At 37.9% G+C, this 12,588-nt stretch carries 13 protein-coding genes; 2 read left to right on the top strand and 11 right to left on the bottom strand.

Features of this window, described 5'->3' with window-relative positions; all coding sequences use genetic code 11:
- Positions 1–108: 108 nt before the first annotated feature.
- The gene (gene gcvH, locus ACP6L2_RS13725; RefSeq protein WP_440509909.1) at positions 109–489 is read right to left on the bottom strand and encodes a glycine cleavage system protein GcvH; all 381 of its coding nucleotides are present in this window, start codon (positions 487–489) and stop codon (positions 109–111) included.
- A 75-nt stretch (positions 490–564) separates the two neighbouring features.
- Between gcvH and ACP6L2_RS13720 the strand changes: the two genes are divergently transcribed.
- Positions 565–1,758, top strand: coding sequence for an anhydro-N-acetylmuramic acid kinase (locus ACP6L2_RS13720; protein ID WP_440509908.1), 1,194 nt, complete (start codon positions 565–567; stop codon positions 1,756–1,758).
- Here the strand turns inward: ACP6L2_RS13720 and ACP6L2_RS13715 are convergent.
- From ACP6L2_RS13715 to ACP6L2_RS13670, 10 genes are all read right to left on the bottom strand, one after another.
- On the bottom strand, positions 1,752–2,414 hold the full coding sequence (locus tag ACP6L2_RS13715) for a DUF2461 domain-containing protein (RefSeq protein ID WP_440509907.1): 663 nt from the start codon (positions 2,412–2,414) through the stop codon (positions 1,752–1,754). The two genes, ACP6L2_RS13720 and ACP6L2_RS13715, sit on opposite strands and share 7 nt — an antisense overlap.
- Before the next feature lie 5 nt (positions 2,415–2,419).
- Positions 2,420–3,220 (bottom strand): phosphatidate cytidylyltransferase, encoded by an 801-nt coding sequence (locus tag ACP6L2_RS13710; RefSeq protein WP_440509906.1) that lies wholly within the window; start codon positions 3,218–3,220, stop codon positions 2,420–2,422.
- A complete protein-coding gene (locus ACP6L2_RS13705) occupies positions 3,210–3,443 on the bottom strand; it encodes a putative signal transducing protein (protein ID WP_440509905.1) in 234 nt (77 codons plus the stop codon). Before ACP6L2_RS13705 ends, ACP6L2_RS13710 begins: the two co-directional genes overlap by 11 nt.
- On the bottom strand, positions 3,415–4,344 hold the full coding sequence (locus tag ACP6L2_RS13700; protein ID WP_440509904.1) for a lysostaphin resistance A-like protein: 930 nt from the start codon (positions 4,342–4,344) through the stop codon (positions 3,415–3,417). The genes ACP6L2_RS13705 and ACP6L2_RS13700 overlap by 29 nt, the downstream gene beginning before the upstream one ends.
- 24 nt (positions 4,345–4,368) lie before the next feature.
- Complete coding sequence (locus tag ACP6L2_RS13695; RefSeq protein ID WP_440509903.1) at positions 4,369–5,082, bottom strand: DsbA family oxidoreductase; 714 nt, start codon at positions 5,080–5,082, stop codon at positions 4,369–4,371.
- A 122-nt stretch (positions 5,083–5,204) separates the two neighbouring features.
- Positions 5,205–8,516: a S41 family peptidase gene (locus ACP6L2_RS13690; RefSeq protein ID WP_440509902.1), complete on the bottom strand. Its 3,312-nt coding sequence runs from the start codon at positions 8,514–8,516 to the stop codon at positions 5,205–5,207.
- A gap of 211 nt (positions 8,517–8,727) precedes the next feature.
- A complete protein-coding gene (locus tag ACP6L2_RS13685) occupies positions 8,728–9,465 on the bottom strand; it encodes a zinc ribbon domain-containing protein (RefSeq protein WP_344675238.1) in 738 nt (245 codons plus the stop codon).
- Entirely contained in the window at positions 9,465–10,562 is a 1,098-nt protein-coding gene (locus tag ACP6L2_RS13680) for a Nif3-like dinuclear metal center hexameric protein (protein ID WP_440509901.1), read from the bottom strand. The genes ACP6L2_RS13685 and ACP6L2_RS13680 overlap by 1 nt, the downstream gene beginning before the upstream one ends.
- Positions 10,552–11,037 carry a hypothetical protein gene (locus ACP6L2_RS13675; RefSeq protein ID WP_440509900.1) on the bottom strand — a complete coding sequence of 162 codons (486 nt, stop codon included), beginning with the start codon at positions 11,035–11,037 and terminating at the stop codon, positions 10,552–10,554. Before ACP6L2_RS13675 ends, ACP6L2_RS13680 begins: the two co-directional genes overlap by 11 nt.
- 126 nt (positions 11,038–11,163) lie before the next feature.
- A complete protein-coding gene (locus ACP6L2_RS13670; protein ID WP_440509899.1) occupies positions 11,164–11,877 on the bottom strand; it encodes an SAM-dependent methyltransferase in 714 nt (237 codons plus the stop codon).
- Positions 11,878–12,107: 230 nt separating this feature from the next.
- Between ACP6L2_RS13670 and apaG the strand changes: the two genes are divergently transcribed.
- Entirely contained in the window at positions 12,108–12,494 is a 387-nt protein-coding gene (gene apaG, locus ACP6L2_RS13665; RefSeq protein WP_440509898.1) for a Co2+/Mg2+ efflux protein ApaG, read from the top strand.
- Positions 12,495–12,588 lie beyond the last annotated feature (94 nt).

Genomic DNA, 12,588 nt, shown 5'->3' with positions numbered 1-12,588 from the left:
ATGACGGTACTTTTATCCCGCCAATAGGTCTAACTACTCTGTACTAAATACTAAATACTAAAAACGCCCGATAGATTCTATCGGGCGTTTTATTATGCTTTAAAATGCTTACGCATTAACTTCAGCTTTATATCCATCTGCAGAAAGTAAGCTATCTACCTCAGCTGGGTTAGATAATTTCACGCGGATGATCCATCCTTCACCGTAAGGATCTGAGTTTACCAATTCTGGCGATGCATCAATAGCATCGTTTACTGCTAATACAGTACCGTTTACTGGCATAAAAAGATCAGAAACAGTTTTAACGGCTTCGATTGTACCGAATACTTCGTTTGCAGTAACCTCGTCACCAACAGTGTTGATATCAACGAATACGATATCACCTAATTCGCGTTGAGCGAAGTCTGTAATTCCGATAACAGCTTCATCACCTTCTACACGAATCCATTCGTGGTCTTTGGTGTACTTTAATTCAGAAGGAAAATTCATGTCTTAAATATTTGTTTTTCCCTCAAAAATAGGATTAAGAAAGCATATTACAAAAGTTAAATGTATTTTTATACTATGAATACGAGCATCGTCAACCTTTATCAGCTTGCCTCTAAAGAAGAAAGATTAATCATTGGATTAATGTCGGGCACCTCCTTGGATGGTTTGGATATCGCTTTATGCCGAATCAAAGGGGCAGGTGATCAAACGGAGGTAGAATTATTGAATTTTATCTGCAAAGATTATGATCAATCTTTCCGCGATCAGGTTCGTGAAGTATTTGCAAAACGAGACGTTGACCAACAAACTTTATGTGGACTGCATGCTCATATTGCATTGGTCCATGCTGATTTAATATTGGAAGCCCTAAAAGATTGGGGATTGAAAGCAGCTGATATTGATTTAATCGCCAGTCATGGACAGACGGTTTATCATGCTCCGCAGTCTCTCACAGGAGACCGCAGCTTACCCAACAGCACTTTACAATTGGGAGATGGCGACCATATTGCTGTGAAGACAGGTATTATAACCCTATCGGACTTCCGTCAAAAACATCTAGCTGCAGGTGGCGAAGGTGCTCCATTAGCTGCCTATGGTGATTATCTCTTGTTTAGTTCTCCAAAAGAAAACCGCATTCTATTGAACATTGGTGGAATCTCCAATTTCACCTTCTTGCCTAAAAAAGGCTCTACAATGGAGGCTTATGCCACAGATCTTGGACCTGGTAATACCATGATGAACCAGTTTATGTTTAAGCATTATGGTCAAGAAATGGACAAAGATGCTACGATTGCTAAACAAGGCTCCATACACCAGACCTTATTGGCGGAACTGGAATACGAAGAATTCTTAAATCTTCCTTTTCCCAAGACTACAGGTCCTGAATTGTTTAATCTGGATTATTTGGAGCAAAAAATTGAAGATGCGGACCTCATTAGCATACAACCTGAGGATGCAATGGCTACTTTGAATGCCTTCTCAGCACAGACCATTATCAAGGGAATAGAAAAGGCAACAGCAGGATTAGATGATTTTCAGCTGTATGTGAGTGGTGGTGGATTGCACAATCCGCTTCTTATAGAACAGATAGCAACTGCTTTTCCGGATAAAGTACAATCTTTTGAAGTATTGGGAATTAATCCTGATGCTAAAGAAGCGTGCCTATTCGCCATCTTGGCGAATGAAAGTGTTGCTGGTAATCCGGAAAACGTACAGAACATTCAAGATTCACCAGCAGTATGCATGGGGAAAATAAGTATGCCTTATTGATCTATGGCTTGATGAATAAATTCCTTAAAGGGTATCATACTAGCGTACGCCTTAATAACTGTTTCTAGCGCCTTAGACGACTCCATTTCCTTTCGGCTAAGGTTCTTGTGCAGAATGAAGCTGCGGTGCTTTAAAAGCTCGATATGCTCGTTGTCTGCAGCATAGCCTGCTGGGGGTCTCTGTAGTTTATCTTCACTAGACATATCTTCTGCTTTCCACCCTCCTTTTTCTAATGCTTTGAAAAGTTCCTCAGCAGAATAATCAATCTCCTGACGAATAGCTTCTAAGTGTTGTTTCTCAGGTCTCCAATAGCCTACTGCTATGAAAGTACCTTCTGGTTCGATATGAATATAATATTCTGGCCCAGCCAACTTACGTCCGTCTACCGATATTCCTGCAGCAAACCAAGATTTATAAGGATCCTTGTTTTTAGAAAAGCGTACATCACGATATATGCGGAATAGGCATTTCTTGGCCGATATGTCCGTATTGATATGCGGATCGATTTTAGATAATTCCTGGATAATGCCTTCAATAAAAGCTAAAACATTGGCATGAGCTTGTTCATAACTGGCTTTATTATCCTGAAACCATTCTCGGTTATTGTTTTCCTTTAGTTGAACTAAAAAATCGAATGTGCTTTTTTCAATATGCATAGTGCCTAAAATAGAAGTAATAGTGAATATACCAATGGAGCAGCAATTAATAGGCCATCAAAGCGATCTAAGAACCCGCCATGCCCTGGAAGGATTTGTCCAGAATCCTTAATGCCCAAACTTCGTTTAAGCATAGATTCCACCAAATCACCCAATGTACCAAACACTCCAATAATAGTTGCCATACCGACCCATTGATAAGTAGAAAGACCTCCGAAATAGTGATTTAGAATAAAGGATACCCCAATAGCCAACAATACTCCACCAATAAAGCCTTCCCAAGTTTTATTTGGGCTGATTCTTTCAAATAGTTTAGTTCGTCCAAAAGTACGACCAGTTAAATATGCCCCAGTATCATTGGTCCATAATAAAATCAAAAAGCCAAGGGGAATATAGGGGTCAAATTCATTTTTATTCAAAAAGCCTAGACTAATAAAAAATAAAAATGGCACAGTTCCATAAAGGATACCTAAAATGGTATAGGCAATATCATGAAATGGTTTTTCTCGCTTCAAATAAAGTGATGAAACAAATAAAAGGACGATAAAGGGAACTATTAATAAGAATGATCTTGGCTGCAAATAGCCAAAGTTTATGAAACAGAATACAGCCGATAAAACAAGGGCAGTGATAGTCCCTGGTTGTGTCAATGGTTTAGTATCCTCCGATTGGCAGATGTTAAAGAACTCACGCGCAGCTAATACCGCCACTAGTGAAAAGAAGGCTGCAAACACATAGGGATTGAATAGGGTTGCTGCAACCAATACCAGGACAAAGAAAAAACCAGTAATTGCTCTAGTTTTCATTCTCTTGATCCTCCTCATCAAAACTATCTATCAATGCTGCTGCTTCTACTTGATGATCAATATCAACATAGAGCTCTATAACGCCAAACAAATAAGAAGAATCCTGTCTATTCATCAGAACTGCAGGGGTATTGTTTTCAACAAGCATCTGCTTGACGATTTCTGCTTGAACAGCATTGGTAAAGGTTCTAATTTTAACCCAATTGGGATTGCTTATGCTCATGTGATTTTCGGCTAACTTGATAAAAATAGTATCCTACCGCTATCGCCAATAGTACACTTAGGATATAATATATACTGGAATATGATTCCATTGTTTGAATTTCTTTGAATGTTTTGCCTTCATTGAGTAAAACATAGGCAATAATGGTTACTGCGGCATTATTGATAAAGTGCCCAAATACTGCGACCCAAATGTTTTGTGTCCAATAAAACGAATATCCGAAGATAAGTCCCAATATCATGCGTGGAAAGAAACCATAAAACTGCAAGTGGATAGCTGAAAACACAATGGCTGTAACCCAAATAGCTACATGGATATTGCCAAACATACGCGTCAATATGCCCTGTAAAGATCCTCTGAAATAAAACTCCTCAACAATAGCTGGCACAATTGCCATAACAATCAGGTTGAGAAATAAAAACAAAGGACTTGTCGTAACGATTACTTTTTCAATGATATAAGAAGACTCTTGTTCCTTATCGAACATCCAGGTTTCAATTCCCTTCATAGACTCTGGAAAAGACATCTTCTGGTTCCAGAGACTGATAAATTCCATAGCAGGATTAAAAACCACTAAAAAGATTAGCGTAAGGAGTAGATACAGTCCAATCTTATTGGTATTACTTGGAAAATAGTGGTATTGCCCCTTCTCCATTTTCTGTAAGATCAGGGAAGGAAGTAAAAAAGTTCCCACACTACTAATCAAAAGTGTGCTATAAAGAAATCCAGGCGATTCCAACAGTCCGGTCGCAGCTTCCGGATTAAACAACCAATCTGCTTTACCTGTTACTAATACAAAACCAATCAGTCCTAAAAATTGAGTCACAAAGGCACAACCTAGTGTTAATCCTAAAAGAATCATTAGAGAATACCAAGGAGAGTGCTGTTTGTGTGCTTCCATATGGAATAATTCGTTATGTATTTATTAGATAGTGCAGCCGTCGTCGCCACAGTTAGGCGCATCATCATTGGACTTCAGAAATGTAATATCTGGTTTATTTGCTTTCCATTCCTCGTAGCTCTTCGTGATAACTTCTTGGAAGGCATCAGCACCTTGAGCACCAGAAACTGCATATTTTCGATCAAATAAGAAGAAAGGTACACCACGAATACCAATTTGTTTGGCTTCTTGAAGATCACGACGTACAGCCGTAGCATAACGGTCTGTTTTCAATGCTTCACGAGCTTCGTCTGAGTTTAAGCCTACTTCTTCAGCTAATTGTACTAATACCTCCAGGTCTTCAATATTCTTACCCTGTTCAAAATGAGCTTGAAATAACCTTTCCTTCATCTCCTTTGCCTTATTTTGACTAGCCGCAAAATGAATTAACTCATGCGATTTGAAGGTATTTGCTGGAATATTGGTGTCAAAATCAATGTTTAAGCCAACCTGACTAGCCATCTGAACAACATGACCTGTCATCTCCTTTGCCTGCTCTACGGTAATACCCTTCGAACGACTTAAAAAGCCATACGTTGTATCTCCCTCAACATAATGATATTCCGGACTTAATTGGTAACTCTTGTAAAGAACCTCAATATCCGATTTAAAGGAAAGTTGATTTAAAGCGTTTTCAAATTGATGTTTCCCAATATAACAAAAGGGACACATGATATCTGACCAGATTTCTATTAGCATCCCCAAATGTAGAACTTTAAAGCCTAAAAGGCAATAGAGCGCCTTATAATGTCCCAACAGAAGAGAACAAGATGCTGGTAAAATAAAAGCCGGCAGGATATGCCGGCTTTTACTAATAGGAATTAATTAACCCGAATTGGATCTTTCGGTTTTTTAATTTCTTTGTAAGGATATGTTTTCATTTCCTCTAAAAGGATCTGAACGGTTTTTTCCAATTGCGGATCACGACCTTCTATTAAATCTTTAGGTGTTTGCTCCACAAATACATCTGGTGCCACACCTTCGTTCTCAATGATGTAATTACCTTTCAAGTCAAATACACCAAAGTTTGGCGAAGTAACACTTCCTCCGTCAATCAATGGCGGATAGCCACTGATACCAACAAGGATACCCATGGTCGTACGACCTACTAATTTACCCAATCCTTTATGACGGAACATGTATGGCATCATATCACCACCAGAACCTGCGTTCTCATTAATGATCATAGCTTTTGGACCAAAGATTCCATTACCTGGAGTAGTAAAGCTACGTCCATCGCGGATTCCCCATCCCGCTATTAAATCACGAGATAATAGATCAATCACATAATCTGCAACAGAACCACCACCATTATTACGCTCATCTAATAGTAAAGCTTTTTTATCCATTTGAGAGAAATAATATCTGTTGAAAGAGACATAACCTTCACGACCAGTGTTTGGCATATACACATAAGCAATCTGATTATTACTTAATTGATCTACCTTCTTACGGTTTCTTTCTACCCATTCTTGACGACGTAATGCCACCTCATTTCCAAAGGAAATCGGTTTAACCACCACATCTCTTGCACCAGATAAGCTTGGCTTGTCGTTAATCTTCAAATTAACTTGTTTATCAACGGTGTTATCAAACAGGCTATAGATATCGATGTCTCCAGTCAATTCTTTTCCGTTTACTGCTAAAATGTACATCCCCTCTTGAAGGTTCAATCCTGGCTCAGCTAATGGCGCTTTAAAGGAAGGATTCCAGTCCATACGGCTGTAGATCTTCTGAATCTTATATCGATTGTTCTCAATCGTGAAATCAGCTCCTAGAACACCTGTAGATACCGAAGGTGCAGAAGGCTCATCTCCTGGATAGATGTAACTATGGCCTACCACCAATTCCCCTAGCATTTCATTTAATAGATATCCTAAATCAGAACGGTGATTAACATAAGGTAGGAATTTCTCGTATTTTGCTTTAACAGCTTTCCAGTCTGCACCATGCATATTCTCCACGTAGAAGAAGTCCTTTTGCATAGCCCAAACTTCATTATAGATTTGCTTCCATTCTTGCTCAGGTTCAACCAATAACTTGATGTTATCGAGTTTTAATTTACCAGCTTCACCACCTACTTTTTGACCCGCTGTTACTAAATAATATCCTTGACGATTACTATAAAGCATTTGCTTACCATCAGCAGAAATAGTAAAACCACCTGCATTTTCAGCGATTGGTTTTTCTTCCATTTTATTGAAGTCAAAGGCATATATATTACGATCGCGCACATAGATCAATTGGTTTTCAACATGACCATCAAATCCATAAGAGCCTGCAGGAATAGGTAAAGCTAAAATACGACTGTTGATGTTATTGAAATCAACTTTAATGTCCTTGGACTTCTCTTTGCTCTTATCAGCTTCCTTGCCTTTAGAATCTGCGGCTTTGCTATCCTTTCCTTTATTTTTATCGTTTGCTTTATCGCTTTCCTTGTCTTTGTTTTCTTCTTTTTTCGGTTCATCAGACTTTACAGTCTCTTCATCGCTTTCATTCTTAAAGAAAGAAGGCGTCTCACTCGAAAGTAAGAAAGCATAAGAATTAAATTGCGGACGGCGATCATAAGCAGTCATGTGCAAACCTGAATTGGTCAAGCCTACATCTGTACTGCTGTTGAATACCAAATATTTTCCATCTCTAGTAAATACTGGAGAAGAAACATTGCTCATACCATCGGTAATCTGTTGCGTTTGTTTCGTATCCAAATTATACATGTAGATGGCAGTTACACCATTCTGAAGGGTCTTAACAAAGGAAATCCATTTAGAATCATATGACCATGTTGGTTGAAACATATTATAGGTTCTTCCCGTATGAGATCCCAAATAATCATCAGCAACTTTAACCACTTTCTTGCTATCGATATCGACATAGTAAAGGTTAAGGTGCGAATCAGAATAGAACAATTTCTTACTATCTGGAGACCATGTTGGTTGGAAATAGAAATTAGTATCCCCTAATTTGATATATACTGGATCATTTACGGCCTTTTGATCGCGTAATACCAATTGGTATTGACCGCCTTTATCTGAGATATAGGAGATCCATTTACCATTAGGAGACCAAGCAGGAAAGCGTTCATGGCTTCCTGGAGAATTGGAAATATTACGAGCATCGCCTTTCTCTTTCGGTACAGAGAAAATCTCTCCTCTCGATTCAAATAGCGCACGCTGACCTGTAGGAGATACTTCCCAACCACGGATACTCTCATTTAAATCGGCATAATGCGCACGTTTATACATGGCATCAGCATTTAAACGAATGCTCAGTGGTGTAGATTTTTTACTTGCTGTATTTAGTATATGAAGCTTGCCGGCTTGTTCAAATACCAATTCATTACCACGCCCGTTTAATGTACGGACATCGTAATCAGAGAATTTCGTTAATTTCTCTACTTGCTTGGTTTTAACATCGTAGCTAAATACATTAACGGTCTTGTCTCTATCTGACAAGAAATACACCTTATCCCCTAACCAAATTGGTTTAACATCGTTGCACTTGTCACCAGGTACAGTTTGAATCTCATTGGTTTTGGTATCAAAGATCCAGATTGATGGCATGCCGCCACCGCGATAGCGTTTAAAAGCTACCCGATCTCTTTCTGTAGGATCACCATTTTTAATATAAGCCCAATAACGTCCATCTGCAGATGGAGAACCTTGATTCGCTTCAGGCATCGGTAGTGGGTAATCAACAGAGCCGTTGATTTTTGATTTATACAATCTTGCTCCCAATGAATAGGTCAACTCACGTTGAGTCGTAAAATAAACCTCATCATTAGAAATCCATCCACGTAATACATCAGCAGCAGGGTGGTTAGTTACACGCTGTGGAGCACCACCGTCAATTGAAATAACATAAACATCGGTATTACCATCGTAATTACCAGTAAAAGCTATTCTTGAACCGTCTGGCGAGAAAATAGGATTTTGCTCAACAGCAGGGTTAACAGTTAAGCGACGAGGATTTTGACCACTTTTTTCAGCGATCCAGATATCGCCTCCATAGACAAAAGTGACATGCTTTTCACTGATGCTAGGATTGCGCAATAAGAGCGTCTCTCCACCTGATTGGGCCATAACCAAATGACCAGCAGAAAGAGCTAATAGTGTTAAAATATTTTTTAGCATAAACATTAATTGGTATGAAAACTAAAAATATAAATTATTAGTCATTAAAATGGCTTAATACGCCTGTATATCCTAAATATTACGTTTTTAGGATTTATCTATGCTAAAATGGGAAGGAATATTTTACCTCTAAAAAAGGTTTTTTTATGCTAGACTTTGCACTTGAGGGGAGGAGAAATAAAAAAGGCTGCGGTGTGCAGCCTTTTTATGTTTATGCTTCTTCGTTAGCAATTTCTTCATCTACTAAAATACGTCCGCAGTGTTCGCAAATAATGATTTTCTTGCGTTGGCGGATTTCTGATTGTAATTGAGGTGGAATCTTGTTGTGACATCCTGAACAGCTATCACGCTCAATAGAAACTACTGCCAATCCATTGCGGAATGATTTACGTAATTTCTTGATCACCTTCAATAAACGATCTTCGATTTGTTTTTCAGCATCTGCAACTGATTTTAACAATTGATCTTCTTCGATTTGAGTTTCTGAAGTGATGGTTTCTAACTCTTGTTTTTTACCATCTAACTCGCCTTTGCTGAATTCAACGTTCTTCACTGTTGCATCGTAAGATTCCGTTTTGTTCTTGATCTCAAACTCTGCTTCACGAATACGTTTCTCACATACTTGTATCTCTAATCCCTGAATTTCAATTTCCTTAGAAATTGCATCATATTCACGATTATTCTTTACTTCGTTAAGTTGTGCTTCGTATTTCTTGATTGCAGTTTGCGAATCCTTAATCATGTTCTTACGTTTCACAATAGAGTCTTCCAATTCGTCCAACTCATTGCGAATCTTTTCTATGCGCGTATCTAAACCTGCGATCTCATCCTCTAGGTCTGCTACCTCAATAGGTAACTCACCACGCACTTGGCGAATCTTGTCGATCTGAGTCTCCACAGACTGCCATGCCCATAAAGCTTTTAGTTTTTGTTCTACGGTTTGTTCCATTAACTGTAGTATTTTATTGGATTTGTGTCTATTTCCGTCAATAGGACAGCAAAGTTAGCAAATTTTTTCGTAATTATATCTAACAATAATTCTTGCGTAAATTGTTCACTCTCAAAATGTCCAATATCCGCAATAATTATCTCGCCCTCAGCGTCGAAAAACTCATGGTATTTATAGTCTGCCGTAATGAAGATATCTGCTCCAGAACGCTTAGCATCCCCTAAAAGGAATCCTCCAGCACCTCCACAAAGGGCCACTCGGGAAATGTTTTTACTCAATAAATCCGTATGACGAATAACTTGCAAGTTGAATTTTTCTTTTAACAATCTTAAGAACATTTCGGCAGGCATCGGCTCTTTTAGGTTCCCAATAGCACCAGAACCTACATAAGAAATGTTATTATCTAGACTCACGATGTGATATGCAACCTCCTCATAAGGATGTGCCGATAACATCGCAACCAAGATCTTTCTTTCCAATTGAGCAGGAAAGATCACTTCAATTTTTGTCTCTTCGACGCGTTCTTGACTTCCTACTTCACCAATCGTTGGATTGGCTCCATCCAATGGTCTGAAAGTACCATATCCCGCCGTGTTGTAACTGCATTGATCATAATCTCCAATGGCACCTGCTCCTGCTTCAAATAACGCTGAACGTACTTCTTCCACATTGGCTCTAGGCACATAAACCACCAGCTTCTTTAACAAACCTTTTTTAGGTCGTAAAATAGCTTGATTCTCTAAACCCAATATATCGGCCATTTTACTGCTCACCCCGCCCAATACATTATCCAGGTTGGTATGAATAGCATATAAAGCGATATCATGCTTGATGGCTTTGATAACCGTACGTTCCACGTAATTCTTTCCGTTGAATTGCTTCATCCCGGAAAATACAATAGGGTGATGAGAGATGATTAGGTCACATCCTTTACGGATTGCCTCCTCCACCACCTCTTCCGTACAATCTAATGAAATCAAGGCCTGCTTAACCTCCCGATTGGCATCCCCTACAATCAATCCAGAATTATCATAGCTCTCCTGGTAATTCGATGGGGCAATCTCCTCCAAATATTGAATAATATCCTTAATTTTCATGTTTGTCATGTTTTTGGTCTTGACTTTCCAACCACTTATTATGTTCAATTATCAGCTCCCTATAGGAATTGATCTTATACCAATATGATATAAAATATACCACACAGACGATAAAAGTCAGAATTTTAAAAAAATCTGGAAAAGGGATATAATAAGCTAGAAAGGCAAATGAATAAATCATCCCTGCTTTATAGGCAGGATTCTCCTCTACTTCAATCTTACGATCGTAAAATTCATTATTCAATGAATAAGAAAGTCTTTTGGCTACTTCAAAATTCCAATAAATATTAAAAAAGGGTACAACTAAAAACCATACTTGGTTTGGTAATAATAATCGATTCTCTTTCTTAATTAATTTTAGGGTTAAACGTATGGTATTAGCAAACAAGGCCCATACAATCAATACAACAATGGCAATAAAAATAAGAAATCGATATATTTCTTGTACGAACTCTGGAGAAAGTGCTTCTGGCATTCTGAATTATTTAAACTTTAGTATTTAGCAATTATGATTAAATCTCTGATCTATTTTATCACTGAATAAATGTCTTCTAATAGAACAATTTAATCAGCAATATGACATTCCTTATAAAAATACAGTTTAGCCTGCATAAAGTAAAAATATACATGGTTTCTTATGAAGATCAATTTTCTCATCCTTCCATTTAGCCAAGGTTTTGGTAGCAATGTATTCATCAGATCCCGTAATATTACAGGCTATACAAAGTTGGGTTTGAGGTTTACAGGATTTTAATAGATCTGTCAGCAGTTGATTATTTCGAAATGGTGTTTCAATGAATATCTGGGTTGCCTTTTCTCGTTGGCTTTGTTGTTCAAGCTCCTTTAATTTCTTTGTTCTTGCTCCCTTATCGATTGGCAGATAACCATAAAAACTAAATTGTTGACCATTGAATCCAGATGCCATCAAGCTTAGTAATATAGAATTAGGACCAACCATTGGAATAACACGGATTCCTCGCTTATGCGCCTCAGCAACGACCTCCGATCCAGGATCAGCAATAGCGGGGCAACCAGCCTCAGACATCAAGCCTATATCCTTTCCTTGAAGAGCAGAAGAAAACAATTTCTGGTAATCAACCTTTTCGCGTTGATGCTTTCCATAATCATGAATGATTAACTCACTCTGCGGACGCTTTAACCCAGCTTCTTTTAAGAATTTCCTAGCGGTTTTCTCATTCTCTACCACATATTCCTGAATACTATTTATAATATCCTGATGCAAAAAAGTGTAAGATGCTTTCGCGGCATCCTCCGCCAAAGGAACTGGAATTAAATATAAGGAGCCTTTATCCATGTTACAAACCTAGGCAATTTTATAGAATATCTCATTTTCCTAATTAACCAATTCTACCTCATTTTAATAGAAATATTACAATTAACTAGAAAAATAAAATGAGTATAATAATTTCATAATAACTTAATTTCAATGGGTTATGTAATTTTTTTGTATAAAAACCGTATTTTAACTGTATAGTCTAAGGAATATATTTGTACGAAACAGCTTAATTAATATATTTGACTACAATGACGACACAAATCACATCAGGAGTAAAGATTTCAGTCGAATCAACATACCAGTCTGAATATTCCAATCCAGAGAATGAGCATTTCATGTTTGCCTATCGGATTACTATTGAAAATGTAAGTGAATATACGGTTCAATTGTTGAGAAGACATTGGAATATATTTGATTCTATCGGCACTAATAAGCAGGTGGATGGAGATGGTGTTGTGGGTGAGCAACCTATATTAGCACCTGGTGAATCACACCAGTATGTCTCCGGCTGTAACCTCAAAAGTGAGCTTGGTTTTATGGAAGGATATTATGAAATGATCCGTGAATTGGACAATTCTATCTTCCATGTGCACATCCCGAGATTTAATCTGATTGCTTCCTACAGACTAAATTAATCTGGAACTTCCGTCAGTCCTCTGTAGACTTTTCAATTAAAACATATCAGTACTAACAAATATTTAATAATTTTGTGCTTGGATTATTACGTCA

Origin of the sequence: Sphingobacterium lactis, from assembly GCF_051951495.1 — a bacterium.
GTDB classification, from domain to species: domain Bacteria; phylum Bacteroidota; class Bacteroidia; order Sphingobacteriales; family Sphingobacteriaceae; genus Sphingobacterium; species Sphingobacterium lactis_A.
This window is presented reverse-complemented; position numbering and strand designations above follow the sequence as displayed.